We start from the raw sequence: 25,915 nt of genomic DNA, 5'->3' as shown, positions 1-25,915 counted from the left end.
GGCGGCGCTGACATTCCGGGGCGAATCCCGGGGCAGCGAACTCCCGGTGCGGCTCTCGACGGCCGGTCCGGAGGGGACGGGCGGCCCCCTCCGGGTGTCGTCCGGAGCCGAGGCGGGGTCGGCCGCGCGGATGCCGGGTCAGTAGTTCCAGCGGTTCCGGCCGCCCTCGTCGCGGCAGTAGATGAGGCGGCCGTTTCCGGCGTGGGTGGAGCTTCCCACGTCGCTGTTGCGGCAGAACTGGCCGGCGTTGTAGCAGTTCCCCGCGTTGGAACGGATCTCGCACGTCGTCGCGCCGCCGGTGCTGGACGAACCACCGCCCGAGGCGGAGGAGGCCGAAGAAGAACCGCTGCCGCTGGTGTGGCTCGGCGGCGTGTAGTCCGGGTCGTTGGCCGGGTCCTGGTACGTGCCCTTCGTCGCAGGGCAGTTGCTCTCGGTCAGCCACAGCGTGACGTCAGGGTCGCCGACGAGCCGGGTGTTGGGAGCGGGGGTCTGGAAGCACACCTTCCAGTCGTCGTAGTCACCGTCGGAGGCCTGGGAGTCGTCGACGTCCTCGTCCTTGTAGGACGCCTTGACCGTGATGTCGCCGGTGGTCGCCTTGGCGACGGTCTTGACGGCGTGCGCGTAAGTGCCGCCGACCGCGGTCGGCATGGCCGGCCACGGGATCGGGCGGCCGTCCGCCTTGGGGCACGGCGCGTTCGAGGTCACGGCGGCGAACTCGACGCTGTCGTAGGTGTACTTCTCGAAGCACACCGTCCAGTCGTCACCCGGGGAGGCGTCCTTGTCGCTCGCGTCGTGCGCGGAGACGTCGTATCCGTGCTTCTCGGCGACGCCGGTGGCATCCGCGAGCGTGCTGCTCACCTGACTGGTCATCGCCTCGGGGGTGGCCGTGACGGTCGCGGTGACGGTCACGGTGGGCGTGGACTTCGCCTTCACCGGCTCGTCGCCGCCGCTGCCGCAGCCCGTCAGGAGCGCGCATATCAGCGCGGAGACGCCGAGGCCCGTACGCCACGCCTTGCCGTTTCCGCGCACGGGGACTCGCGGCCGCCTCGACTCGCGTGCTCCGAGAGGCGGTTGCTGCGGATGGTTCATGGTCTCCCCTGGGGCTGTTGTCACGTCTTGCGTGTGTGCGACTTGTGAAGACGCTGTGAGGTTGCCTTCACTTGCCAAGCGAGACCCAGTCGTGACCAAGGCGGCGCGAGGCATCCGATGTTGGGGCAGGGGGCTCTCCACCGCCACCAACACGAGCCGGATCACTCGGGCGCGCCTCGAACGCATCGATTTCCACCGGCTCTCCCTCCCCGATGTCGCCATCCGCCTGGGCAAACGCCATTCCCTGATGGGCAAGGCGCTGGCGGTGCTGACGGACGAGGCCCTCGACGATCTGCGAGGGATCACCGACCCTCTGATCGACGTCATATCGGCCGTCGATCCCGAGATGTTCAAGGACGAGACCGGAGACGCCTGCCTCCCCCTGTACGAGGGCTTTCTGAGCGCCTACGACCCGGAACTGCGACGGGCGGACGGGTACGGAAGCGAGGAGGTCACCGTGGTCGACCCGGCCATGGGTACCGGGACCTTCCTCATCAACATCATCGACCACGTCGCCAAGTCCCTGTCACTGACGTACAGCAAGGACCTCAAGGCAGGGCTTCTCCGCGAACTCTCGGGCCGGCTCGTCGGGTTGGAGAAGCACACGGGACCGTACGCGGTCGCCGAACTCCGGCGTCGGCCGCTGGGTCACCGAGGGCAACCCGAACGGCCAGGGCCCGATCCTCGCCCGCTTCCACCCCGAGGACAACGGGCGCGTCGGGTACACCCTCGACAACCTCTACGTCAGCGTCGAAGGCCCCCAGCGAGATCGTCGCCCTCATCACCAACTCCGGTTACCTGGACAGCGAGGGCACGGCCGGCATGCGTCACTGTCTGCGCGAGGCCGCCGACGAGGGCTGGATCATCGGGCTCTCCCCCGAAGGTCCCTCGACGGAACGGCCTGGCAGCCCTGCCCCACACAGTGGACCGCGCCTCTTCAGGTCCCGCCCGCCCCCGAGTGGTCGCCCATGCCACCGGTGAACGCCTTGCTGCCCTGGACGAGCACCCGCAACACCAACAACCGCAACTGGCCCGTCTCACCCAGCCGGGACATTCTGGAAGAGCGCCGGCGCAGGCTCGTCAAGGCCCCTGCGGACGCCAAGGCGGCGTTGATGAAGAGCACTGGAGACCGCCGTCCGGACAAACTGGAACCGCCCCTGCCCGGGCAGCAGGAGACGGGCAGTCTCGCCGCAGAGAAGGAGACGGTTCCGGTCATCGTCCCGTACGGCCGGATGACCTTCGACCGGCAGTACGTCATCGCGGACCGAAGAGTGATCGACCGGCCGCGACCGGCCCTGTGGTTCGCGCACGACGACCAGCGTCAGATCTACCTGTCCGAACTCCACACGGAATCAGGCCGTCCGGGCCCGGCGGTGAGCTTCACCGCCCTTCTTCCCGACGTTCATCACTTCAAAGGCACCGAAGGCGGCCGCGTAGCACCCCTCTACCGCCACCCTCACCAAGCAGAGCCGAACGTGACCCCCGGCCTGCTGCAACTGCTCACCAAGGTGCACGGAGTGACGGTCACGGCCGAAGACCTCTTCGCGTACATCGCGGGCACGGCCGGCCACAGCGGCTGCACCCGGCGCTTCTCCGCGCACCTCGCCGAGCGGGGCCACCCGTATCCCCCTGACGCGCGACCCGGTCCTGTGGGCAAAGGTGGTGGACGTCGGCAGGCGCACGGTGTGGCTCCGCACGTACGGCCGGCGCTTCGCCTCCCACCAGCAGGACAGTCCGCCCGGAACGGCCCCGAGACTTCCGCCGGAGGAGCGACCCGACGCCGTCGTCGCGATCGGAGAGGACGACGGGCCGCCGGAGGACATCTCCTACGACGCGCCCACGCGCACCCTGACCGTGGGCACCGGCCGCATACGTCCGGTGGCGCCGGAGGTCTGGGATTATCGGATCGGCGAGGTGCAGGTGATCCGCAAGTGGTTCGGCTTCCGCAAGCGCAGACCGGCTCCTCATAGCCCTCGAACCCCGGCAGGCCCGGCTCCTGGACGCCGTGAGAGCAGCGGCCCCCTCACCCCACCGACGACCTCCGCCACGAGGGCGTCCTGCCGGTGTCCGCCTACGCGGCCGAAGAACCGAAGCCACCACGGAGCTCCCGCCGCAGCCCCGGCCCGGACCAGGAAAGCCTCGACTTCCCGAACTGACCCCAACGGCCGCCGTCCTACTTCACCGGCTCCAGAATCGCCACACACTCCACATGATGCGTCATCGGAAAAAGATCGAACGCCCGAAGCGTCCGAACCCGATACCCGTGCTCCCCGAAGTACTTCAGATCCCGGGCCAGCGCGGCAGGATCACACGCCACGTACGCGATCCGGCGGGCGCCAAGGCCGGCCAGGTGCTGGACCGTGTTGCGGCCCGCTCCCGCGCGCGGGGGGTCCAGGACGATCAGGTCGACCTCCGTGATGCCCGTGCGGGGGAGGACGGATTCGACCTTGCCCTGTTCGATGCGGACGCGGGGGAAGTCGGCGAGGTTGTGGCGGGCGTCTTCCACGGCGCGCTTGCCGGATTCGATGCCGAGGACCGCGCCCTTTTCGCCGAGGCGGTCGGCGAGGGCGCCGGCGAAGAGGCCGGCGCCGCAGTAGAGGTCGAGGGCCATCTCGCCCTTGCGCGGGAGCAGGCCCTGCATGACCGCCTTCACCAGGGTGTCGGCCGCCTTCGGGTGGACCTGCCAGAAGCCGCCGCTGCCGACACGGTACGTACGGCCGTCGGCGCGCTCGCGGACGAAGGGGCGGCCGTGGACGCGGTGGACGCCGCCGTCCTTCTCGCCGACCCGCATGACCGAGACCGGCTTGTCCAGCTCGACGATCGGGAGGCGGGCGCCGGGGCGGGGCTCCAGGATGACCATGCGGTCCTGCGAGCCCGTCGCCGCGATCGCGTCGACGGAGGCCATACCGGACCAGTCGCGGGACTCGATGCCCAGCTCGCTGACGCCCTCCGCCGCGATCATGCAGCGGTCGATCCGCTCGACCTCGTGCGAGCGGTGCCGGCGCAGGCCCGCGTGGCCCTCGGCGTCCACCGCGTACTGCACGCGCGTGCGCCACTGGGGCACCTCACCGGCGGGCAGCTTGTCGCCCTCGGCCGGCATCACCGTGCCGTCCCAGCCGACGTCCTCCGGGGTGAGGCCCGCGAGCCGCTGCAGCTGCTCGGCGATCACCTCGCCCTTGAGGCGGCGCTGCGCGCCCGGCTTCGCGTGCTGCCAGTCGCAGCCGCCGCACTTGCCGGGGCCGGCGAACGGGCACGGCGCCTCGATACGGTCCTTGGACGCGTCCAGGATCTCCACCGCGTCGGCACGCAGGAACCGCGCGCCCTCCTCGCCCTCCGTCACCCGGGCCACGATCCGCTCCCCCGGCAGCGTGTGCCGGACGAACAGCACCTGGCCCTCGGACGTACGGGCGATGCAGTGGCCGCCGTGGGCGACGGGGCCGACCTCGACCTCGTACTCCCGGCCCACCAGAGACTTCGTCGATTCTGCCTGCATGGTGGGGGGACTCCAGATCAAGGGGCTGGGGGCCGGTACGGCGCCCTGGGGGGACAACAGCCCACCAGTCTACGGCGTCCCCGGCCACCCCAGGACCCCGGAGCAAGCGGCCGTCCCTGGAGACCCCGGCCCCCCTCGGCCGAAAACCCCGGCAGCCCGTCCGGCCACTCCCGAGCCTCCGACTACTCCCGAACCCCCGCCCCCTCCTTGGCCCGCTCCGCAGGCCCCCGCCGCACCGCACCCGGCGCGCTCCACTCCTGCCGGCGCCGCGCACGGTCGCGGGCGACCTGGGAGGACTCCAGCTGGTACGGCACGGACGTCACCATCACGCCCGGCGTGAACAGCAGCCGCCCCTTGAGCCGCAGCGCGCTCTGGTTGTGCAGCAGATGCTCGTACCAGTGGCCGACGACGTACTCGGGGATGATCACGGAGACCGCGTCGCGCGGGGACTCGCGGCGCAGGTTCTTGACGTACTCGATGATCGGGCGGGTGATCTCGCGGTAGGGCGAGTCGAGGACCTTGAGCGGGACGTCGATGCCCCGGCGCTCCCACTCCGCGCGGAGCGCCTTCGTCTCGGCCGGGTCGACGTTGACCGTGAGCGCCTCCAGCGTGTCGGAGCGCATCAGCTTGGCGTAGGCGAGGGCGCGCAGGGTGGGGCGGTGGATCTTGGAGATGAGGACGAGCGAGTGCACCCGGGAGGGGCGCACGCTGTCGTCGCTGGGGCCCTCGGGGGCGGCGATCTCGTCGGCGACGCGGTCGTAGTGCTTACGGATCGCGGTCATCGTGGCGTAGAAGATGCACATGCCGAGCAGGGCCACCCACGCGCCGTGGGTGAACTTGGTGAACAGCACGACGACCAGCACCAGGCCGGTGAAGAAGGCGCCGAACGCGTTGATCGCGCGGGAGCGGATCATGCGGCTGCGCTTGGCCGGGTCCCTCTCGGCCGCGAGGTGGCGGTTCCAGTGCCGGACCATGCCCGTCTGGCTGAGCGTGAAGGACACGAACACGCCGACGATGTACAGCTGGATCAGCCGCGTGGAGTCGGCGCCGTAGATGACCACGAGCAGCATCGCCGTACCGGCCAGCAGCACGATGCCGTTGGAGAAGGCGAGGCGGTCGCCGCGGGTGTGCAGCTGGCGGGGCAGATAGCGGTCCTGGGCGAGGATCGAGCCGAGCAGCGGGAAGCCGTTGTACGCCGTGTTCGCCGCGAGGAAGAGGACCAGGGCCGTCGCCGCCGCGAGGACGACGAACAGGAGGCTGCCCTTGCCGAAGACCGCCTCGGCCACCTGGGAGATCACCGGGTTCTGGACGTAGCCGGGGCCGATCGGCACGCCGCCCTTGAGCAGGTCGGTGGCCGGGTTCTCGGCCATGCGGACGCCGGTGGACATCGCGAGGCCGATGATGCCGCAGAACATCGTGACGGCCAGCAGGCCCATCATGGCGAGCGTGGTCGCCGCGTTCTTGGACTTGGGCTTGCGGAAGGCCGGCACGCCGTTGGAGATGGCCTCCACGCCGGTGAGCGCGGCACAGCCGGAGGAGAAGGCCCGCAGCAGCAGGAAGATCAGCGCGAAGCCCGCGAGTCCCTGGTGCTCGGCCTTGATGTGGAAACCGGCCGTGGGGGCGTGCATGGTCTCGCCGAGGACCAGGCCCCGGATCGCACCCCAGACGATCATGATGAAGACGCCGCCGACGAACACGTACGTCGGGATGGCGAAGAGCTTGCCCGACTCCTTCATGCCGCGCAGGTTCATCAGCGTCAGCAGGAGGATCACCGCGCACGCGCAGAGCACCTTGTGCTCGATCACGAAGGGGATCGCGGAGCCCAGGTTCTCGATGCCCGAGGTGATGGACACGGCGACGGTGAGCACGTAGTCCACCAGCAGGGCGCTGGCGACGGTGAGGCCGGCCCGGGGACCGAGGTTGGTGTTCGCCACCTCGTAGTCGCCGCCGCCGCTGGGGTACGCGTGGACGTTCTGCCGGTAGGAGGCGACCACGGTGAACATCAGCACGACGACCGCGACGGCGATCCAGGGGCTGAAGTGGTACGCCGACACGCCCGCGATGGACAGGACCAGCAGAACCTCCCCCGGCGCGTAGGCGACGGAGGACAGCGGGTCGGAGGCGAAGACGGGGAGGGCGATGCGCTTCGGCAGGAGCGTTTCGCCCAGCCGGTCACTGCGCAAGGCGCGCCCGATCAGAATGCGTTTGGGCACGTCGGTCAGTTTGGACACGACAGAGGATCGTAAGGCTTCGAACAGGCAGCCGCCCACCCGAAAGACGCATTCTGCCTCACGAGTGAAATCAGGGGCGCGCGGAACCGCGGTTTCCGTGGTCCCCGCGCCCCCCGTGCCTAGATGGCAGACCGGCCCGTCGTCGCAGTTCATCGCCCTTCGGAGGTCCCATGCCCGCGGCCGCGGAACTGATCGGCGCCACCCTCGCGCTGCTCGCCCTCGCCGTCCTGACCCGGTGCAGCGTGCGCAGCATCACGCGACGCGGGGAACCCGGGGTGACGGGCGTCACCGAGCGGCACAGGTGAGCACGTGACCAGCGGGGGCCTTACGGGGACCGCGCGTGTGTAGCTTTGGGCGTCGGTCTGAGACCCTGAGGCTGAGCAGTAACTTTTGGACACCGGAAGGACGGTCGTGCACATCGTCATCATGGGCTGCGGACGCGTGGGTTCCGCGCTCGCGCAGACCCTGGAGCAACAGGGCCACACGGTCGCGGTGATCGACCGGGACCCCACCGCCTTCCGCCGGCTGGGGCCGGGATTCGGCGGCCGCCGGGTCACCGGCGTCGGCTTCGACCAGGACACCCTGCGCGAGGCCGGCATCGAGGAGGCGGGCGCCTTCGCCGCCGTATCCAGCGGTGACAACTCCAACATCATCTCCGCACGCGTCGCCCGCGAGATGTTCGGTGTGGAGAACGTGGCCGCCCGCATCTACGACCCCCGCCGGGCCGAGGTCTACCAGCGCCTGGGCATCCCGACGGTGGCCACGGTCCGCTGGACCGCCGACCAGATGCTGCGCCGTCTGCTGCCCTCCGGAGCCGAGCCGCTGTGGCGCGATCCCACCGGTGGGGTGCAGCTCGCCGAGGTGCACGCCTCCGAGAAGTGGGTCGGCCACAAGATCAGCAAGCTGCAGGAGGAGACGGGCGTCCGCGTGGCGTTCCTGACCCGCCTGGGCGAGGCCGTGCTGCCCACCTCGCAGACGGTCCTGCAAGAAGGTGACCTGGTGCACGTGATGATGCGCACGGACGACGTGGAGAAGGTCGAGGCGGCGTTCGCCGGGGGCCCGGAAGAGGAGAGCGGTCACTGATGAGGGTCGCCATTGCCGGTGCCGGTGCCGTCGGCCGCTCGATCGCGGCCGAGCTGCTGGAGAACGGCCACGAGGTCCTGCTGATCGACAAGGCGCCGACCGCCATCTCGGTCGAGCGCGTGCCGCAGGCGGAGTGGCTGCTCGCCGACGCCTGCGAGATCACCTCCCTGGACGAGGCCGCGCTCCAGCGCTGCAACGTCGTCATCGCCGCGACCGGTGACGACAAGGTCAACCTGGTCGTCTCGCTGCTCGCCAAGACGGAGTACGGCGTCCCGCGCGTCGTCGCCCGGGTGAACAACCCCAAGAACGAGTGGCTCTTCAACGAGTCCTGGGGCGTGGACGTGGCCGTCTCCACCCCGCGCCTGATGTCCGCCCTGGTCGAGGAGGCGGTGAGCGTCGGCGACCTGGTCCGGCTGCTCCGCTTCAGCCACGGCGACGCCAACCTGGTCGAGCTGACCCTGCCGGAGGAGTCGGCGCTTGCCGGCACCCAGGTCGGGGACGTGGCCTGGCCGGAAGACACCTCCCTGGTCACGATCATCCGCGGCACCCGGGTGCTGACCCCCTCCAAGGAGGACTCCCTGGAGCCGGGCGACGAACTCCTCTTCGTGGCCGCGCAGGCCCGGGAGGAGCAGCTGGAGGACCTGTTGTCGGTACGGCGCGAGGACAGCTGAGTCCCGTACGGCCGTACGACGGAGAACCCCGGCTGCCAACGTTGGCAGCCGGGGTTCTCCGCGTTCCACGCGTCTACGCGCCCCTGCGGTGCCGTCCACCGGTCGGCTCGCCCGACTCGGCCGCCGCGCGCTCCCGCTCGGCCTTCTCGGCCTTCTCCGCCTGCTCGGCGGCCTCCATCTCGGCGAACACGTCGATCGGCGGCGGCGCCTTGGCGAGGAAGACCCAGGTGAGCCAGACCGCCAGCAGGAAGGGCGGGATCTTCAGGATGACCAGGACCCAGCCGAGCTGGGTGGTGTCGGCCCAGAAGTAGAGCGGGAAGAGGATCGCGCACTTGGCGAGCAGGATCAGGCCCCAGGCCCAGCTGGCCTTGGTGTAGGCCGCCTTGCGGCCGGGGTTGCGGGTGCGCCAGGAGAGGTTCTCCTTGAAGACCGGGCCGAGCATCAGGCCGATCAGGGGCACCCCGGCGAGGGTGGTGACGATGTAGGCGAGCGCCAGGCCCAGCGTGTAGAGCATGCCGGGCAGGTAGAAGTTCTTGGCGTTGCCCGTGAACATCGCGAAGGCGACACCGAAGGCCACACCGAAGACGCCGCTGAAGGCGTGCTTGAGGGTGTCCCGGCGCAGCAGCCGGACGACCAGCATCACGACCGCCACGCCGAGCGCGGCGAGCGCGGAGAGGTGCACGTCCTTGTTGATGGTGTAGATCGTGACGAAGAGCAGTCCGGGCAGGACCGTCTCGACCATCCCCCGGACCCCGCCGAACGCCTCGAACAGCGCGGCCTCGGTCACCGCGCGCGAGTCGTGGCCGTCGTCCGGTGGTGTCGGTCCGCTGTCCTGGGTCGGCTTGTCGAGGGACGTCACCGGCTACTCCCGTCCGAGGGGTCGCAGTTCGTATTTCGGGTTGAACAGCACGCGGCGGCCACGGCTCATCGAGATCCGGCCCGATGCGATCAGCCTGCGCCCCGGTTCTATCCCCGTGATGGAACGCCTGCCGAGCCACACCACGTCCAGTGCGGCGGTGCCGTCGAACAGCTCCGCCTCCAGGGCCGGGACTCCGGCGCGCGGGCGCAGAGTGACCGTGCGCAAGGTACCAGTTACGGTGACGATCTGCCGGTCGTGGCAGTCGCCGATGCGAGTGCAGCCGGCCGTGTCGGCGTCCTCCCGCAGCTCCTCCGACTCCAGGTCCTCCTGCGACGAGGAGAGCCGGTCCAGCATGCGGCGGAACCGGCCGACCGGCTTTTCGGAACGAGGAACGGCACTCATGTCTGAAGCGTACCGGGGCAGGCCGACAAGGCCGTACTCGTGGCGCCCCGGCCTCCCCCGCGCCACCGGACGCGCCGCCACCGCCGGTCACTTCTCGAAGCGGTACCCCATCCCCGGCTCGGTGATGAAGTGGCGGGGGTGGGCGGGGTCGGCCTCCAGTTTGCGGCGCAACTGGGCCATGTAGACGCGCAGATAGTTGGTCTCGGTGCCGTACGAAGGACCCCACACCTCGCGCAGCAGCTGCTTCTGCCCGACCAGGCGGCCCGTGTTGCGGACCAGGACCTCCAGGAGGTGCCATTCGGTGGGGGTGAGGCGTACGTCCTTGCCCGCGCGGTGGACCTTCTTGGCGGCCAGGTCGACGGTGAAGCCCGCGGTCTCCACGGTGGTCACCTCGCCCTCGCCCGCGCCGACGGGCTCGGCCCGGCGTACGGCGGCCCGCAGCCGGGCGAGCAGTTCGTCCATGCCGAAGGGCTTGGTGACGTAGTCGTCGGCGCCGGCGTCGAGGGCCTCGACCTTCTCGTCGGAGGAGTGCCGGGCGGAGAGGACCAGGACGGGCACCCGGGTCCAGCCGCGCAGGCCCCGGATGACCTCGACGCCGTCCATGTCGGGCAGGCCGAGGTCGAGGACGACGACGTCGGGGTGGCGGGAGGCGGCGAGTTCGAGGGCGGTCCTGCCGTCGGCGGCGGAGTCCACCTCGTACTGGCGCGCCTTGAGGTTGATCACGAGGGCCCGCACAATCTGCGGTTCGTCGTCGACCACCAGCACCCTGGTCATAGGGCCTGCCTTTCTCGTTGCGTGGTGTGCCCGCCGTCTTGCGTGGCGTGCCCACCGTCTTGCGTGGCGCGCTCCTGCGTGCCCCGCCCCGCCGCGCGCAAGCTCAGCACCATGGTCAGCCCGCCGCCCGGGGTGTCCTCGGCGATCAGCGTGCCGCCCATGGCCTCGGCGAAGCCCCGGGCGACGGCGAGGCCGAGGCCGACCCCGGCACCGCGCGGGGCGTCGCCGTGGCGCTGGAAGGGCTCGAAGATGCGGTCCTTGGCGTCGTCGGGCACGCCGGGCCCCCGGTCCACCACGCGCACCTCGACCCGGTCGTCCAGGGCGCTGGCGGCGACCAGGACGCGGCGGCCGGGCGGACTGTACTTGACGGCGTTCTCGACCAGGTTGGCCACCGAGCGCTCCAGCAGACCGGGGTCGACGGCGACCATGGGCAGCGTCTCGGGCACGTCCAGGTCGATGCTGTCCTCGGGCACCCCGACCAGCGCCATCGGGACCACCTCGTCCACGTCGATCTCGCGGATGAGCGGGGTGACGGTGCCGGTCTGGAGGCGGGACATGTCCAGGAGGTTGCCGACGAGGTGGTCGAGCCGGTCGGCGCCCTCCTCGATGCCTTCGAGCAGCTCCGCGCGGTCCTCCTCGGACCAGGCCACGTCGTCGGAGCGCAGGGACGAGACCGCTGCCTTGATGCCGGCCAGCGGGGTGCGCAGGTCGTGGCTGACGGCGGCGAGCAGGGCAGTACGGATGCGGTTGCCCTCGGCGAGGGTGCGGGCCTGGTCGGCCTCGGCCTGGAGGCGGCGCCGGTCCAGTACGACGGCGGCCTGGGCGGCGAAGGCGGCGAGCACCCGGCGGTCCTCGGCGGGCAGCACCCGGCCGGTGAGCGCGAGCGCCATGTGGTCCCCGACCGGCATGTCCACGTCGGCGTCCTCGGGGCGCTCCGGCGGCGGTCCGACGCCGACGCGGCCCTGGCAGGTCCAGGGGTCCACGTCGCTGGCCCGCTCCAGCAGGGCGGCGGACTCCATGGCGAAGGTCTCCCGGACCCGTTCGAGGAGTTCCTCCAGGCCCGTTTCGCCGCGCAGGACGTTGCCCGCGAGGAAGGACAGGATCTCCGACTCGGCGCGCAGCCGGGCGGCCTGGTGGGTGCGCCGGGCGGCGAGGTCCACCACGGAGGCGACGGACATCCCGACGCCGAAGAAGATCGCGATGGCGACGATGTTCTTCGGGTCGGCGACGGTCAGCCGGTGCAGGGGCGGGGTGTAGAAGTAGTTCAGCAGGAAGGACCCGATGGCCGCCGAGGCCAGCGCGGGCAGCAGTCCGCCGAGCAGGGCGGCGGCGACCGTGAGGGCCAGGAAGAGCAGCATGTCGTTGGCGAGGCCGAGGTCCACGGTGTTGAGCAGCACCGCGAGACCGGCCGGGCCGCCGACGCCCACCAGCCAGCCCCAGACGATCCGGCCCCGGCCGAGCCGCGCGCCCCGGGCGACGGGCAGTCCCCGGCCCCGGGCGACCGCCTCGTGGGTGACGATGTGGACGTCCAGGTCGGGGCCCGACTCACGGGCGACCGTGGCGCCGACGCCGGGTCCGAAGACGTACTGCCAGGTCTTGCGGCGCGAGGAGCCGAGCACGATCTGGGTGGCGTTGACGCCGCGCGCGAAGTCCAGCAGGGCGGCGGGTATGTCGTCGCCGACCACGTGGTGGAAGGTGCCGCCGAGGTCCTCCACCAGGGTGCGCTGGAGGGCGAGTTCCTTCGGGGAGGCGGCGGTGAGGCCGTCGCTGCGGGCGATGTAGACGGCGAGCACCTCGCCGCCCGCGCCCTTCTCGGCGAGCCGGGCGGCGCGGCGGATGAGGGTGCGGCCCTCGGGTCCGCCGGTCAGGCCGACCACGATGCGTTCGCGCGAGCCCCAGATCCGGGAGACCTCGTGCGCACTGCGGTACTCGTTCAGGTACTCGTCGACCCGGTCGGCCACCCACAGCAGCGCCAGCTCGCGCAGGGCGGTGAGGTTGCCGGGGCGGAAGTAGTTGGAGAGGGCCGCGTCGACCTTGTCCGGCTGGTAGATGTTGCCGTGCGCCATGCGGCGGCGCAGGGCCTGCGGGGACATGTCCACCAGCTCGATCTGGTCGGCCCGGCGGACGACCTCGTCGGGCACGGTCTCGCGCTGGCGCACCCCGGTGATCGACTCGACCACGTCGCCCAGCGACTCCAGGTGCTGGATGTTGACCGTGGAGACCACGTCGACGCCGGCCGCGAGCAGTTCCTCCACGTCCTGCCAGCGCTTGGCGTTGCGCGAGCCGGGGACGTTGGTGTGGGCGAGCTCGTCGACGAGGGCGACGGCGGGGGCGCGGCGCAGTACGGCGTCCACGTCCATCTCGGTGAAGACGGCGCCCCGGTGCTCCAGCTCCCGGCCGGGGACGCGCTCCAGGCCGTGCAGCATGACCTCGGTGCGGGGTCTGCCGTGGTGTTCGACGTGGGCCACGACGCAGTCGGTGCCGCGCTCGACGCGCCGGTGCGCCTCGGAGAGCATCGCGTAGGTCTTGCCCACGCCCGGTGCGGCGCCGAGGTAGATCCGAAGCTTGCCGCGTGCCATGGCCCCATTGTCTTCCGGTGTCCGCTCCCCCGTCCGGCGTCGACCTTACGGCCAACGATGCGGACAAAGCGGGCGGGGGGCCACCGCACCGGGGCGCTTTGACACAACCCTGACGCGCACGGGGACCCGGACACCCGGGGCCCGGGCACACGGAAGGGGCCGTACCCCCGGGGGAGTACGGCCCCTCGCTCGTCGTACCAGTCGTACCGCCGGTCAGCGCACCTCGGTGATCTCCGGGCCGCGCTGGAGCTGGCCCATGCCGCCGGAGAAGCGGGAGCCCTCCTCCTGCTGGACGTTCTCGGGGACCATCTGGGCGTCGTTGGGCAGCTTGAGGACGATCGGGTCGCGCGGGGCCATCGGACCCTCGCCGCGGACCACGACCGTGTCCCGGAAGATCTGCTCGAGAAGCCCCGCGGCCTGCGGCTGCACCGCGCCCTGGCCGGAGATCACACCGCGCAGGAACCAGCGCGGTCCGTCCACGCCGACGAAGCGCACGACCTGGAAGCCGCCGGTGCCGTCGGGCAGCTGGACCGGGACCTGCGCGCGCAGTTCCCAGCCGAGCGGGCCCTCGACCTCGTCGATGATGCCGCCCTGCTGGGTGATGCCGCCCGCGATCTCCTCGCGGACCTCGCCCCAGATGCCCTCGCGCTTGGGGGCGGCGAAGGCCTGCAGCTGGATGGCGCTGTCCCGCAGGACGACGGTCGCGGCGACGATCGCGTCACCGGCGACCTCGACGCGCAGCTCCATGCCGTCCACACCCGGCACGAACAGGCCGCCGAGATCGACACGGCCCTCGGCCGGGTCGCGTACCTCGGTGGAGTCCCAGGGTCCGTCGGGCCGCGGCTCGGGTTCGAGGCGCACGCGCTCACGGTCTCCGTCCGCCTCGGTGCCGACGCTGTCGACGACCTGCTCGGCCTCGCCGGCCGCGCCCTCGGCGGCACCCTTCTTGTTGCGACGTCCGAACACGTCACTGTCCTTCCCGGTCGGATACGACCGAAGCGTATCGATTCCCACCCGTCGGGCCGCCGTCGGCGGACCGACCCTCTGTGCCGCTGTCGTCGTCCACGGAGGCATGGCCTCCGGTGGACCCGAAGCCCCCCTCGGCGCGTACCGAGGCGGGAAGTTCCGCGACCTCCTGGAAGCGGACCCTCTCGACCTGCTGGACGACCAGTTGGGCAATCCGGTCGAAGCGTTCGAACCGCACGGTCTCGCGCGGATCGAGGTTCACCACGATTACCTTGATCTCTCCACGGTACCCGGCATCCACCGTCCCGGGGGCGTTCACGAGCGCCACACCGCAGCGGGCGGCCAGGCCCGAACGGGGGTGCACGAAGGCCGCGTACCCCTCGGGGAGCGCGATCGCGATGCCCGTGGGCAGTACGGCGCGCTCTCCGGGGCTCAGTTCGCGGGGCTCGGTGGTGCGCAGGTCGGCCCCGGCGTCTCCGGGGTGCTCGTACGCCGGGAGGGGGACGTCGGGGTCGACGCGGCGGATACGGACGTCCAGCGGGGCGGTCCGGTCGGTGTTCACGGGTTCACCTCGAAGGCGCGGGTACGGCGGATCTGGTCCGGGTCGCTCATGGCGGCCCTGATCTCCTCCTCGCGGCCGTGGTCGACGAAGTGGTCGACCTTGACCTCGATGAAGAGGGCGTCGGCACGGACGGCGACGGGGCCCTCGGGGCCGCCGATGCGGCCGGTGGCGGTGGAGTAGATCTTCCGTCCGGCGACGGCGGTGACCTCGGCCTCCAGATGGAGCGTGGTGCCCACGGGGACGGGCCGTACGAAGTCCGTCTCCAGTCTGCCGGTGACGGCGATGGTCCGCAGCAGCCAGTTCAGGGAGCCCAGCGTCTCGTCCAGGGCGGTGGCGAGCACCCCGCCGTGCGCGAGGCCGGGGGCGCCCTGGTGGGCGGGCTGGACGGTGAACTCGGCGGTCAGCGAGACGCCGTCGCCCGCGCGGGCCTCCAGGTGCAGCCCGTGCGGCTGCCCGGGCCCGCATCCGAAACAGTGTTCGTAGTGGGTGCCCAGCGGTTGGCCGGGGGCGGGCGCGTCGGGGTGCCGTACGGGGCGCACCGCGTCGGCGGGCGGCTCAAGGGCTGGGGAACTACCACTCACAGGCGCAGACCTTACCCGGCCGCCCGGTGCCCGGCGTCGGCGTGCCAAGCTTGGCTCCATGCAGCTTGCCGCCACCCCCTACGAAGAACGTCTGACCGCCCCCCGCTCGTGGTGGCTGATCAGCTTCCTCGTGGGTGTCTCCTTCGCCCTGATCCTGCTTCCCTTCGGCGTGCTGCCGCTGCTCGGAGGGCTGGTCGGGGGCACCGCCGTGGCGGCGGTGATGGCGAGCGCGTACGGCTCCCAGCGCATCCGGATCGTGGGCGACGCGCTGATCGCGGGCGAGGCGAGGATCCCGGTGTCCGCGCTCGGTGCCAGCGAGGTCCTCGACGCGGAGGAGGCGCGGGCCTGGCGGACCTACAAGGCGGACACGCGCGCGTTCCTGCTGCTGCGCGCGTACATCCCGACGGCGCTGCGCGTGGAGGTCACCGACCCGCAGGACCCGACGCCGTACCTGTACCTGTCGACGCGGGAGCCGGAGCGCCTCGCGGCGGCCATCGAGGCGGCGAAGACGGCCGAGAGCGCGGCCTGAGGTCAGCTCTTCGGGTTTCCCGGCGCCCCGGGGTCCTCGGGCGTCTCCTCGATCCGTACGGGGTGTTCGGGCTGGTCCAGCGGGGGCTGCGCGGCCAGCTCGTCCCAGGGGACCTGGACGGTGCGCAGATCGGCCCGGACGCGGTCGGCGAGCCTTCTGGTGTCCCGGCGGTTCATGACCGCGCCGACGGCGGCGCCCACCATGAAGGGCGTCAGGTTGGGCAGGTTGCGGACCATGCGCTTCATGATCTGCTGGCGCAGTTCGCGTTTCATGCGGCCGCCCAGGGCCGCGTCGATGGTCGACGGCTTCATCACGTCGATGCCGCGCTCTCCGGACCAGGAGCCCAGATACGCGGTGCTGCGGGCGCCGAGGCCGCCGGGGGCGCGCTGCCCGTACACCTCGTGGAGCTCGGCGATGAGCTTCAGCTCGATCGCGGCCACCGCGGTGATCTCCGCGGCGAGTTCGGTCGGCAGGGCAGGGGGTACGGGCAGCATGGCCGCCGCTCCGACTCCGGCGCCGACGGTGGAGGTGGCTTTCGCGGCGCCCGCCACGAGCTTGTCCGCGAGCTGTTCGGGCCCGAGGCCAGGGAACTGCCGCCGCAGCGTCGCGAGGTCCCGTACGGGGACGCGCGGGGCGATGTCGATGATCCGGTCCGCGACGTAGGCGATGCCCGCGCGGGCGTGGCCGCCGCCCCGGCGTGCGCCTTCGCGCGCCAGATGACGGGCCTTGCCGCGGATCGCCGCGGCCCGTGGGTGACGGACCGGTGCGTCATGGCCGGTGTCATGACCGGTGTCGGGGCCGGCGGACTCCCCCGTCCCGGCCCGCGGAGCGTGGCGCTCCGCCGGTGGTTCGAGCGAGGCTCCCGCTTCCGGTGAGCCCCGCTCGTGGTCACGCGTGCCGTGCGAGCCGCCGAACGGCCCTTTGTCCGCTCCCGGGAACCGGAAACGGCGCTTCCGCGGAGGGGTCGAGCCAGTCACGGCCGACCCGTCCTCAGTCGCAGTCGCGGCAGATCGGCTGGCCGTTCTTCTCGCGGGCCAGCTGGCTGCGGTGGTGGACGAGGAAGCAGCTCATGCAGGTGAACTCGTCCTGCTGCTTGGGCAGCACACGGACGGCCAGCTCCTCGTTGGAGAGGTCGGCGCCGGGCAGTTCGAGGCCCTCTGCGGCCTCGAACTCGTCGACGTCCACCGCGGAGGTGGACTTGTCGTTCCGCCGGGCCTTCAGCTCTTCGAGACTGTCCGAGTCGACGTCGTCGTCGGTCTTGCGTGGAGTGTCGTAATCGGTTGCCATGGTCGCTCTCCCCCTCTGGGTGTCTGCGGTGTCTTCAGCGCACGTAACGCGTGAGAGGCCGGACTTGTGCCCGACCTGAGGCGGAGATTTTGCCTCACATCAAGGTCTGTTACTCAATCGACACCCAACCCGATCCCTCAAGAGTGATCGGCTTGGCTGGCGGTGAGGACCGTACACGGTTGGAATGCCGCACCTCAAAGGCGCCTCATCGTGTACTTCCCGTGATCAGGAGGGCTGAAAACCCGGACTTTCCAGGCTTTGTAGCCCACTTCTTGATCACGTTCAGTACATGGCCGGAAATCCACACATGTGATTGATCACACAGGGACAACCCCGGCAGGGTGGTGGAAAATTCCGCGCGAAGCGAACAATCTCCGGGCGTGCCGGATACCCGCTCACAGCGGCAGGGTGACGCGCATCACCAGCCCTCCGCCCTCGCGCGGCCGGGCCGCGATATGACCGCCGTGCGCGCGGGCCACGGACCGGACGATGGACAGCCCGAGCCCCACGCCCTTGTCGCTGCCCGTGCGCTCGGTACGCAGCCGCCTGAAGGGCTCGAAGAGGTTGTCGATCTCGTACGCCGGGACCACGGGCCCGGTGTTGGAGACGGTCAGCACCGCCTGGTTGTGCTCGGTGTCGGTGGTGACCTCGACCCAGCCGTCCTCCGGGATGTTGTACCGCACCGCGTTCTGCACGAGGTTCAGCGCGATGCGCTCCAGGAGCACGCCGTTGCCCAGCACCACCGCGCGCTTCTGCTCGCCGCGGATCTCGACGCCCTTGGCGTCCGCCTCGGCGCGCACCTGGTCGACGGCCTGCCCGGCGACCTCGGCGAGGTCCACGGGCCCGCGCTCGACGATCTGGTTGTCGCTGCGGGCGAGCAGCAGCAGGCCCTCGACGAGCTGCTCGCTGCGTTCGTTGGTGGCGAGCAGGGTCTTGCCGAGCTGTTGCAGCTCCACGGGCGCGCCCGGGTCCGAGAGGTGGACCTCCAGGAGCGTGCGGTTGATCGCCAGCGGGGTGCGCAGCTCGTGGGAGGCGTTGCCGACGAAGCGCTGCTGGGCGGTGAAGGCCCGTTGCAGGCGTTCCAGCATGTCGTCGAAGGTGTCCGCCAGCTCTTTGAGCTCGTCGTCGGGGCCGTCCAGCTCGATCCGGCGGGACAGGTCCGAGCCGGCCACCTGGCGCGCGGTGCGGGTGATCCGGCCGAGCGGGGACAGGACGCGGCCCGCCATGGCGTAGCCGAACGCGAAGGCGATCACGGCGAGGCCGAGCAGGGCGAGCAGCGAGCGGCTGAGCAGCTCGTCGAGGGCGACCTGGCGCTGCTGGTCGACGCACCGGCTGATCACGTCGTTGAACTCCTGGAGCGACAGGCTGTTGGCGTTGATCGCCGGACAGTTGTCGCTGGAGACCTTCAGCGGCGGCTGGAAGCTGACGATCTTGAACAGCGGCTGGTTGCCGGAGCTGATCGCCTGCGCGGCCAGGAGGTAGATGATCGACAGCAGCAGGATGCCGGCGATCAGGAACATGCCGCCGTACAGCAGGGTCAGCCGTATGCGGATGGTCGGGCGCAGCCATGGGAAGGGCGGCTGGGGGCGGCGGGGGTCCCAGGTGGGCTTCGGGGGCGTCTGGGGCGGCGCGGGGGTGGTGGCCATGGGGGATCAGATCCGGTAGCCGGAGCCGGGCACGGTGACGATGACGGGAGGCTCGCCGAGTTTGCGGCGCAGCGTCATCACGGTCACCCGGACCACGTTGGTGAACGGGTCCGTGTTCTCGTCCCAGGCCTTCTCCAGCAGCTGCTCGGCCGAGACGACCGCGCCCTCGCTGCGCATCAGCACCTCCAGGACGGCGAACTCCTTCGGCGCGAGCTGGACCTCGCGGCCGTCGCGGAAGACCTCGCGGCGGTTGGGGTCGAGCTTGATCCCGGCGCGCTCCAGGACCGGCGGCAGGGGCACGCTGGTGCGGCGGCCGAGCGCGCGTACGCGCGCGATCAGCTCGCTGAAGGCGAAGGGCTTGGGCAGATAGTCGTCGGCGCCGATCTCCAGGCCCTCGACACGGTCGCTGACGTCACCGGAGGCGGTGAGCATGAGCACGCGGGTGGCGATGCCCAGCTCCACGATCCGGCGGCAGACGTCGTCGCCGTGCACGAGGGGGAGGTCGCGGTCGAGGACGACCACGTCGTAGTCGTTGACGCCGATGCGTTCCAGGGCGGCCGCACCGTCGTACACGACGTCGACGGCCATGGCCTCCCGGCGCAGTCCGGTGGCCACCGCATCGGCGAGCAGCTGCTCGTCCTCGACGACGAGTACGCGCACGTCGCTTGTCCTTCCTCATGCCCGCCCACGCGCGCCGGGGCGCGGGCGGGCGGGGGGTCCGTGGGATTGTGCCCTCCATCCTGCCCTTTTCGGCCATAAGTCGGCGGTAAGCCGAGGACGGTCGCCGCAGGTACGGCGGTCGGGGGGCGGGAAAGCGGGATTTTCTGCGGCGCCGGAGGTTTCCCGGGCGAGCAGCGGGGGGAGGACGGCTTTACACCCCGCGATCACGCTCCGCATGTGCCGAGGCACCATGCGGTCACTCCGCGATCAGCCCCGGCGGAGCGGGCGCGGGTGTCCGGCACCGCAGCCGCCCCGGCAGGGCTGTGCCGGGCATCCGCGGGCCACGTGATCGCCCCTTCCCTACCGGCACACCCCCGTGCCACCGACCCACGACCCAGGACGAGGGGGCGCAGCATGGACGCTTTCACCGCAGGACTTCTGCAGCGCATAAAGACGACCGAGTCCGACCTGTCGCGCGCTCGTGACGAGGGCGACGACTTCCTCGCCGAGGTGGAGCAGGGAGAGCTGGACGACCTGCGCCGTCTCGCGGCCGAGCACGGCGTGGAAGTCGCCGTGTCACAGCACTGACCGACCCCGTGACGCGTGGGGGCCCCGGCGGATCGGATCCGCCGGGGCCCACACGCGTCACGGGTCGGACGCCGGTCAGTCGTGCCAGGCGCCGAAGTCCTCCAGGAGGGGCTGGAGGGCCTCGAAGACGGCCGGGGTGGCCGCGAGGGCGAGGGCGGGTGACTCGGGCCCTCCGGGGCGTCCACCGGTCACGGCGCCCGCCTCACGGGCGATGAGGGCACCGGCCGCGTAGTCCCACGGGTGGAGTCCGCGCTCCCAATAGCCGTCGAGCCGGCCCGCGGCCACGTCGCACAGCTCGATCGCCGCCGAGCCGCCGCGCCGGATGTCCCGGAGCAGCGGGAGCAGCCGGGCGGCCACCTGGGCCTGGTGGGTGCGGACCTCGGTGACGTAGTTGAAGCCGGTCGAGACGAGCGCCTGGTCCAGCGGCGCGGCCGGGCGGCAGGCGAGGGCTCGCTCGCCCTCCCAGGCGCCGGTGGCGAAGGCGCCGCCGCCGCGCACCGCGTGGTACGTCTCGCCGCGCATCGGGGCCGCGACGACGCCGACGACGGTCTCGCCGTCCAGTTCGGCGGCGATGGACACGGCCCAGGTCGGCAGGCCGTAGAGGTAGTTCACCGTGCCGTCGAGCGGGTCGATCACCCAGCGGACCCCGCTGGTGCCCTCGGCGGCGGCGCCCTCCTCGCCGAGGAAGCCGTCGTCGGGGCGGTGCCCGGCGATCAGGCCGGTGATCAGCTTCTCCGCGGCGATGTCCATCTCGGTGACGACGTCGATGGGGCTGGACTTGGTCCTGGCCACGGCGAGGTCGGCCGGGCGGCCGTCCCGCAGCAGCTCACCGGCGCGGCCGGCGGCCTCCAGGGCGATGCCGAGCAGGCCGTCGAGCAGGTCGGGGTGCGGGGTCGTCACGTGGCTCCTCACGCGTAGGGGCTGTCGGCGCCGGCGGCGGCCGGGCGCGGGGCGCGGGCCGGGCAGCAGCCGACGGGGCAGAGGTCGTGGCTCGCGCCGAGGGAGCCGAGCGCGCACGGGGTGACCTTCTCGCCGCGCTCGGTGGCGGCGCGCTCCTCGATCAGCTCGCGCACGGCGGCGGCGAAGCGCGGGTCGGCGCCGACCGTGGCCGAGCGACGCACCGGCAGGCCCAGCTCGGCCGCCTTGGCGGTGGCCTCGGTGTCGAGGTCGTAGAGGACCTCCATGTGGTCCGAGACGAAGCCGATGGGCGCCATGACGACGGCGGGGACCCCGGCCGCGTGCCGCTCCTCCAGGTGGTCGCAGATGTCCGGCTCCAGCCAGGGGATGTGCGGGGCGCCGGAGCGGGACTGGTAGACGAGCTGCCAGGGGTGGTCCACGCCGGTGCGCTCACGCACCGCGTCGGCGATCAGCCCGGCGACCTCCAGGTGCTGGCGGACGTAGGCGCCGCCGTCCCCGTGGTCCTCGACGGGACCCGAGGTGTCGGCGGCGGTGAGCGGGATGGAGTGCGTGGTGAAGGCGATGTGGGCGCCGTCGCGGACCTCCTCGGGGAGGTCGGCGAGGGCGCGCAGCACGCCCTCGGTCATGGGCTCGACGAAGCCGGGGTGGTTGAAGTAGTGCCGCAGCTTGTCGACCTTGGGGGGCGTCAGCCCCTCCGCCTCCAGCGTGGCGAGCGCGTCGGCCAGGTTCTCGCGGTACTGGCGGCAGCCGGAGTACGACGCGTAGGCGCTGGTGGCGAGCACCAGGACGCGGCGGCGGCCGTCGGCGGTCATCTCGCGCAGGGTGTCGGTCAGATACGGCTGCCAGTTGCGGTTGCCCCAGTAGACCGGCAGGTCCAGGCCGTGCTCGGCGAAGTCCTTGCGCAGGGCGTCGAGCAGCGCGCGGTTCTGCTCGTTGATCGGGCTGACGCCGCCGAACAGGAAGTAGTGCTGCCCGACCTCCTTGAGGCGTTCCCTCGGGATGCCGCGCCCGCGCGTCACGTTCTCCAGGAACGGGACCACGTCGTCGGGGCCCTCGGGGCCGCCGAAGGAGAGCAGGAGGAGGGCGTCGTAGGGACCGGCGTCCGGCGGGGGGACATCGAGCGCGTCTGGCATGTCTCCGATCCTGCCACCAGGCACCGACAGCTGGGAAAACGGGCCGGGGCCGCCGCCCCGTGTCCCGCGCTGACCTGGTGCGTTAGGGTTGCCTAACTCGTAAGCTGTATGCGCCCCTTTCACGCCTTACAGCTCGACAGCGCGACCGTCCGCACTTCCGCAGGACCGCCCGCACCGGACAACGGAGACCGCCGTGCCCAGCCCCTACCGCGCCCTGTTCGCCGAGCCCGGCACCAAGGGTTTCGCCGCCGCCGGTCTCGTCGGCCGGATGCCGCTGTCCATGATGGGCATCGGCGTGATCACGATGATTTCGCAGCTCACCGGGCGCTACGGCCTCGCGGGCGCGCTCACGGCCACCATCGCGCTGTCCGCCGCCCTGATCGGGCCGCAGATATCCCGGCTGGTGGACCGGCACGGGCAGCGCAGGGTGCTGCGCCCGGCCACCATGGTCGCGCTGAGCGCCGCCACCGGACTGCTGCTGGCCGCGCACCTGGGCTGGCCGGACTGGACGCTGTTCGTGTTCTGCGCGGCGATCGGCTCGGTGCCGAGCCTCGGCGCGATGGTCCGCGCCCGCTGGGCGGCGCTGTACGGCGGCACCCCGAAGCTGCACACGGCGTACTCGTTCGAGTCGGTCGTCGACGAGGTGTGCTTCATCGTCGGCCCGATCGTCTCGGTGGGCCTGTCCACGGCCTGGTTCCCGGAGGCGGGCCCGCTGCTCGCGGGCTGCTTCCTGGCCGTCGGCGTCTTCTGGCTGACCGCCCAGCGGGCCACCGAGCCGGTGCCGCACCCGCGCGACGAGAACCACGTCGGCGGCAGCGTGCTGCGCTCGAAGGGGCTCCAGGTGCTGGTGGCCGCCTTCACGGCGACGGGCACCATCTTCGGCGCGGTGGACGTGGCGACCGTGGCCTTCGCCGAGGAGCGCGGACACAAGGCCGCGGCCAGCGTGGTCCTCGCCGTGTACGCGGCCGGTTCCTGCACGGCCGGGCTGGTCTTCGGCCTGCTGCGGTTCGCCGGGCGGCCCGAGCGCCGGTGGGTGCTGGGCCTGGCGACGATGGCCGTGAGTATGATCCCCCTCCTACTGGTCGGGAACCTGCCGCTCCTGGCCGTGGCGCTGTTCGTGGCGGGGCTGTCCGTCGCACCGACGATGATCACGACGATGTCCCTGATCGAAGAGCACGTACCTCGCGCGAACCTCACCGAGGGCATGACCTGGGTGGGTACCGGCCTCGCCGTCGGTGTCGCGCTCGGCTCGTCCGCGGCCGGCTGGGTGATCGACGCCGCCGGGGCACGCGCCGGGTACGGGGTTCCGGCCGCCGCCGGAGCCGTCGCGGTCGCGGTCGGGTTCCTCGGGTACCGCCGGCTGAGCAGGCCGGCCGCGGGTCGGGGAGGCACCGTTGAGCAGCACGGCGAGCGGGAAGCACGGCACGTGGCGTAACTGGGGCGGCAATGTGACCGCCCGTCCGGCCCGGGAGGCGACTCCGGCCTCGGTGGAGGAGCTGGCGGCCGAGGTACGCAGGGCAGCCGAGGAGGGGCTGCCCGTCAAGGCGGTGGGCTCGGGCCACTCGTTCACGTCCATAGCCGCGACCGGCGGGGTGCTGATACGGCCCGGACTGCTGGCCGGCATCCGGGAGATCGACCGCACGACGATGACGGTCACCGTCGAGGCGGGCACCCCGCTCAAGCGGCTCAACGCGGCCCTGGCGCGCGAGGGCCTGTCGCTGGCCAACATGGGCGACATCATGGAGCAGACCGTGGCCGGGGCAATCAGCACCGGCACCCATGGCACGGGCCGCGAGTCGGGCTCGATCGCGGCGCAGATCACCGCGCTCGAACTGGTCACCGCCGACGGCTCGGTGCTCACCTGCTCGCGGGAGGAGAACCCCGAGGTCTTCGCGGCGGCCCGGATCGGGCTCGGCGTCCTCGGGATCGTCACGGCCGTCACCTTCGCCGTGGAGCCGCTGTTCCTGCTGCACGCGCGCGAGGAGCCGATGCCGCTGGACCGGGTGCTGGCCGAGTTCGATCAACTCTGGGCGGAGAACGAGCACTTCGAGTTCTACTGGTTCCCGCACACCGGCAGCACCAACACCAAGCGCAACAACCGCAGCGCGGGCCCGGCGCGGCCGGTGGGGCAGCCGGCCGGCTGGTTCGAGGACGAGTTCCTCTCCAACGGCGTCTTCCAGGTGGCCCAGTGGGTCGGCCGCGCGGCGCCCGCGAGCGTCCCGGCCATCGCCCGGATCTCCAGCCGGGCCCTGTCCGCGCGCTCGTACACCGACATCCCGTACAAGGTGTTCACCTCGCCGCGCCGGGTGCGGTTCCTGGAGATGGAGTACGCGGTACCGCGCGCGGCCCTCGCCGGGACGCTCCGGGAGCTGAAGGCCGCGGTCGAGCGCTCGGGGCTGCGGGTCAGCTTCCCGGTGGAGGTGCGCACCGCCCCGGCCGACGACATCACGCTCTCCACCGCCTCGGGCCGGGACAGCGCGTACATCGCGGTCCACATGTACCGGGGCACGCCGTACCACGCCTACTTCAGCGCGGCCGAGCGGATCTTCACCGCGCACGAGGGGCGACCCCATTGGGGGAAGGTGCACACCCGTGACGCGGAGTACTTCGATCGGGTGTATCCGCGCTTCGGTGAGTTCAGGGAGTTGCGGAACCGGCTGGATCCGGAACGGCTGTTCCGGAACGACTACTCCCGGCGGATTCTCGGGGAGTAGGACTCGCGGCCGGGGCGTCCGTCGTGGGGGCCGGGGTGGTCGCCCCGGGGCTGGGCACGGCGTCCTGCTTCCCGTACCGGTCCGGGCTCCGGCTCGGGTCGGGGCTCGCCGGGCTCGTCGTACCGCTGCTTCCGGAGGGGGCGGTCCCGTCCGGGGAGGCCGTCCCGGCACCGGTGGACGGCGTCCAGGAGGGCGTGGGAGCCGGGGACTTGTGGTGGGAGGCGCTACGGCCGCCCACCGCGTCGCTGACCGTGGTGCCCCGGCCGCCGCTGAAACTGCTGCCGGAGACCAGCTCGTAGACGGTGATACCGGCCATGGTCACGCCGAAGACGAGCGCGGCCGCGACGAGCGGGCGCTTCCAGCTCTTGACCCGCGCCCGGTAGACGGTTCCCATGCCGAACTCCCCCGGCAGGACCGCCGTCTGACCGGCCGCCTGCGGCCTCGGACGTACGCCCTTGACCTCGCGCAGCTGCTCGCCGGTACGCCGGAAGACCTGCTGGAAGAGGGAACCGCCGCAGGTGGCCACCACACTGACGACCCCCGCGCCGAGGATCGTGCCGTACACCCCGAAGTAGGAGGCCAGCTTGGCCGCCACCACGGCGGCCAGCGCGCTGCCCGCCACCTGGGGCACGCTCAGGTCGAACCGCTTGCGACCCCTCTCGGGCGTCTCACCCATACCCGGAACCTGCCTGCCTTTCCCCTGCCTGACCGGCCTTGACCGGCTCTGTGCACGAGAGAGGGACGTACGGGCGAAACCTTTAGTTCCGTTTCGGGCCATTGCGTGAAGTTCGCCACGTTGACGACCGATCAGACCGACTCGCGCGCGGCCGAGACGCACCCCTTGTCAGAACTCGGGCGGCGCGCCAATCCACGCGAGTGGTCCGAATGGAGTACTGTTGCGAGCCCTGGGTCCGGTCTCCCACCAGGGTGTCCGGAGCCTGGCAGGACCGCCGGGAGGGGGCTACTTGCACAGGGTGATGGAGTTCGTCACTTAGCGTTGCGAACAGGTAACCGTGCCATAACGGCGAACTCGGGTCCGAGCCCGACACGCCGGGCAACTCGGCAAGGTTGTGGCAGGCTGCACCCGGGCAGGCCACACTCGACTAGCGGAAGCAGCGACGCACGTGACGTCGGCAGGCACCACCCGGGA

At 71.5% G+C, this 25,915-nt stretch carries 25 protein-coding genes and 2 pseudogenes; 9 read left to right on the top strand and 18 right to left on the bottom strand.

The window, feature by feature from the left end; translation table 11 throughout:
• Positions 1 to 138: 138 nt before the first annotated feature.
• Positions 139 to 1,029, bottom strand: coding sequence for a hypothetical protein (locus AB0898_RS14980; RefSeq protein WP_366803325.1), 891 nt, complete (start codon positions 1,027 to 1,029; stop codon positions 139 to 141).
• A gap of 127 nt (positions 1,030 to 1,156) precedes the next feature.
• A complete protein-coding gene (locus AB0898_RS14975) occupies positions 1,157 to 1,600 on the bottom strand; it encodes a hypothetical protein (protein ID WP_366803324.1) in 444 nt (147 codons plus the stop codon).
• A gap of 535 nt (positions 1,601 to 2,135) precedes the next feature.
• On the opposite strand from AB0898_RS14975, the pseudogene AB0898_RS14970 reads away from it, so the two are divergent.
• Positions 2,136 to 2,642: pseudogene (locus AB0898_RS14970) on the top strand (type ISP restriction/modification enzyme); the annotation flags it as partial.
• A 70-nt stretch (positions 2,643 to 2,712) separates the two neighbouring features.
• Positions 2,713 to 3,045, top strand: a pseudogene (locus AB0898_RS14965) (type ISP restriction/modification enzyme); the annotation flags it as partial.
• 217 nt (positions 3,046 to 3,262) lie between these two features.
• On the opposite strand, the gene AB0898_RS14960 reads toward AB0898_RS14965, so the two are convergent.
• On the bottom strand, positions 3,263 to 4,582 hold the full coding sequence (locus AB0898_RS14960) for a TRAM domain-containing protein (RefSeq protein ID WP_366803323.1): 1,320 nt from the start codon (positions 4,580 to 4,582) through the stop codon (positions 3,263 to 3,265).
• 182 nt (positions 4,583 to 4,764) lie between these two features.
• Positions 4,765 to 6,813 (bottom strand): APC family permease, encoded by a 2,049-nt coding sequence (locus tag AB0898_RS14955; protein ID WP_366803322.1) that lies wholly within the window; start codon positions 6,811 to 6,813, stop codon positions 4,765 to 4,767.
• Positions 6,814 to 6,983: 170 nt separating this feature from the next.
• On the opposite strand from AB0898_RS14955, the gene AB0898_RS14950 reads away from it, so the two are divergent.
• The 3 genes from AB0898_RS14950 to AB0898_RS14940 all read left to right on the top strand — a co-directional run bounded on the left by AB0898_RS14950 (position 6,984) and on the right by AB0898_RS14940 (position 8,567).
• A complete protein-coding gene (locus tag AB0898_RS14950; protein WP_366803321.1) occupies positions 6,984 to 7,118 on the top strand; it encodes a hypothetical protein in 135 nt (44 codons plus the stop codon).
• A 106-nt stretch (positions 7,119 to 7,224) separates the two neighbouring features.
• The gene (locus tag AB0898_RS14945; RefSeq protein ID WP_018547303.1) at positions 7,225 to 7,896 is read left to right on the top strand and encodes a TrkA family potassium uptake protein; all 672 of its coding nucleotides are present in this window, start codon (positions 7,225 to 7,227) and stop codon (positions 7,894 to 7,896) included.
• The gene (locus tag AB0898_RS14940; RefSeq protein WP_018547304.1) at positions 7,896 to 8,567 is read left to right on the top strand and encodes a TrkA family potassium uptake protein; all 672 of its coding nucleotides are present in this window, start codon (positions 7,896 to 7,898) and stop codon (positions 8,565 to 8,567) included. Before AB0898_RS14945 ends, AB0898_RS14940 begins: the two co-directional genes overlap by 1 nt.
• A gap of 73 nt (positions 8,568 to 8,640) precedes the next feature.
• Here AB0898_RS14940 and AB0898_RS14935 read toward each other — a convergent pair whose 3' ends face one another.
• From AB0898_RS14935 to AB0898_RS14905, 7 genes are all read right to left on the bottom strand, one after another.
• Positions 8,641 to 9,426, bottom strand: coding sequence for a DUF3159 domain-containing protein (locus AB0898_RS14935; protein WP_366803320.1), 786 nt, complete (start codon positions 9,424 to 9,426; stop codon positions 8,641 to 8,643).
• Positions 9,427 to 9,429: 3 nt separating this feature from the next.
• Positions 9,430 to 9,828: an OB-fold nucleic acid binding domain-containing protein gene (locus AB0898_RS14930; protein ID WP_161181104.1), complete on the bottom strand. Its 399-nt coding sequence runs from the start codon at positions 9,826 to 9,828 to the stop codon at positions 9,430 to 9,432.
• A gap of 87 nt (positions 9,829 to 9,915) precedes the next feature.
• Positions 9,916 to 10,602, bottom strand: a complete 687-nt coding sequence (locus AB0898_RS14925) for a response regulator (protein ID WP_366803319.1) — start codon at positions 10,600 to 10,602, stop codon at positions 9,916 to 9,918.
• The gene (locus AB0898_RS14920; protein ID WP_366803318.1) at positions 10,599 to 13,181 is read right to left on the bottom strand and encodes a sensor histidine kinase KdpD; all 2,583 of its coding nucleotides are present in this window, start codon (positions 13,179 to 13,181) and stop codon (positions 10,599 to 10,601) included. Before AB0898_RS14920 ends, AB0898_RS14925 begins: the two co-directional genes overlap by 4 nt.
• 213 nt (positions 13,182 to 13,394) lie before the next feature.
• Positions 13,395 to 14,147, bottom strand: coding sequence for a DUF3710 domain-containing protein (locus AB0898_RS14915; protein ID WP_366803317.1), 753 nt, complete (start codon positions 14,145 to 14,147; stop codon positions 13,395 to 13,397).
• A gap of 1 nt (position 14,148) precedes the next feature.
• On the bottom strand, positions 14,149 to 14,709 hold the full coding sequence (dut, locus tag AB0898_RS14910; protein ID WP_366803316.1) for a dUTP diphosphatase: 561 nt from the start codon (positions 14,707 to 14,709) through the stop codon (positions 14,149 to 14,151).
• Complete coding sequence (locus tag AB0898_RS14905; RefSeq protein ID WP_366803315.1) at positions 14,706 to 15,290, bottom strand: PaaI family thioesterase; 585 nt, start codon at positions 15,288 to 15,290, stop codon at positions 14,706 to 14,708. Before AB0898_RS14905 ends, dut begins: the two co-directional genes overlap by 4 nt.
• A gap of 58 nt (positions 15,291 to 15,348) precedes the next feature.
• Here AB0898_RS14905 and AB0898_RS14900 point away from each other — a divergent pair, with 58 nt between their 5' ends.
• Positions 15,349 to 15,819, top strand: coding sequence for a DUF3093 domain-containing protein (locus tag AB0898_RS14900; protein WP_366803314.1), 471 nt, complete (start codon positions 15,349 to 15,351; stop codon positions 15,817 to 15,819).
• 2 nt (positions 15,820 to 15,821) lie between these two features.
• Here AB0898_RS14900 and AB0898_RS14895 read toward each other — a convergent pair whose 3' ends face one another.
• The 4 genes from AB0898_RS14895 to AB0898_RS14880 all read right to left on the bottom strand — a co-directional run bounded on the left by AB0898_RS14895 (position 15,822) and on the right by AB0898_RS14880 (position 19,412).
• The gene (locus AB0898_RS14895) at positions 15,822 to 16,796 is read right to left on the bottom strand and encodes a hypothetical protein (protein ID WP_366803313.1); all 975 of its coding nucleotides are present in this window, start codon (positions 16,794 to 16,796) and stop codon (positions 15,822 to 15,824) included.
• A gap of 13 nt (positions 16,797 to 16,809) precedes the next feature.
• On the bottom strand, positions 16,810 to 17,106 hold the full coding sequence (locus tag AB0898_RS14890) for a DUF4193 domain-containing protein (RefSeq protein ID WP_005481602.1): 297 nt from the start codon (positions 17,104 to 17,106) through the stop codon (positions 16,810 to 16,812).
• Positions 17,107 to 17,501: 395 nt separating this feature from the next.
• Positions 17,502 to 18,752: a HAMP domain-containing sensor histidine kinase gene (locus AB0898_RS14885; RefSeq protein ID WP_366803312.1), complete on the bottom strand. Its 1,251-nt coding sequence runs from the start codon at positions 18,750 to 18,752 to the stop codon at positions 17,502 to 17,504.
• 6 nt (positions 18,753 to 18,758) lie between these two features.
• Complete coding sequence (locus AB0898_RS14880) at positions 18,759 to 19,412, bottom strand: response regulator transcription factor (RefSeq protein ID WP_018547315.1); 654 nt, start codon at positions 19,410 to 19,412, stop codon at positions 18,759 to 18,761.
• 414 nt (positions 19,413 to 19,826) lie between these two features.
• Between AB0898_RS14880 and AB0898_RS14875 the strand changes: the two genes are divergently transcribed.
• Positions 19,827 to 20,000: a hypothetical protein gene (locus tag AB0898_RS14875; RefSeq protein ID WP_366803311.1), complete on the top strand. Its 174-nt coding sequence runs from the start codon at positions 19,827 to 19,829 to the stop codon at positions 19,998 to 20,000.
• A gap of 75 nt (positions 20,001 to 20,075) precedes the next feature.
• Here the strand turns inward: AB0898_RS14875 and AB0898_RS14870 are convergent, their stop codons facing one another.
• Entirely contained in the window at positions 20,076 to 20,900 is an 825-nt protein-coding gene (locus AB0898_RS14870) for an inositol monophosphatase family protein (protein WP_366803310.1), read from the bottom strand.
• An 8-nt stretch (positions 20,901 to 20,908) separates the two neighbouring features.
• On the bottom strand, positions 20,909 to 22,051 hold the full coding sequence (locus AB0898_RS14865) for a ferrochelatase (RefSeq protein WP_366803309.1): 1,143 nt from the start codon (positions 22,049 to 22,051) through the stop codon (positions 20,909 to 20,911).
• A gap of 193 nt (positions 22,052 to 22,244) precedes the next feature.
• On the opposite strand from AB0898_RS14865, the gene AB0898_RS14860 reads away from it, so the two are divergent.
• Complete coding sequence (locus tag AB0898_RS14860; protein WP_366803308.1) at positions 22,245 to 23,486, top strand: MFS transporter; 1,242 nt, start codon at positions 22,245 to 22,247, stop codon at positions 23,484 to 23,486.
• Complete coding sequence (locus AB0898_RS14855; RefSeq protein ID WP_366803307.1) at positions 23,446 to 24,765, top strand: D-arabinono-1,4-lactone oxidase; 1,320 nt, start codon at positions 23,446 to 23,448, stop codon at positions 24,763 to 24,765. The genes AB0898_RS14860 and AB0898_RS14855 overlap by 41 nt, the downstream gene beginning before the upstream one ends.
• On the opposite strand, the gene AB0898_RS14850 is transcribed toward AB0898_RS14855, so the two are convergent.
• Positions 24,689 to 25,441 carry a hypothetical protein gene (locus AB0898_RS14850; protein WP_366803306.1) on the bottom strand — a complete coding sequence of 251 codons (753 nt, stop codon included), beginning with the start codon at positions 25,439 to 25,441 and terminating at the stop codon, positions 24,689 to 24,691. The genes AB0898_RS14855 and AB0898_RS14850 overlap by 77 nt on opposite strands.
• Between the last annotated feature and the right edge of the window lie 474 nt (positions 25,442 to 25,915).

Origin of the sequence: Streptomyces sp. NPDC005435 (assembly GCF_040703155.1) — a bacterium.
Taxonomy (GTDB): Bacteria; Actinomycetota; Actinomycetes; order Streptomycetales; family Streptomycetaceae; genus Streptomyces.
The sequence above is the reverse complement of the archived record's forward strand: the minus strand, read 5'-3'. Positions and strand labels throughout refer to the sequence as shown.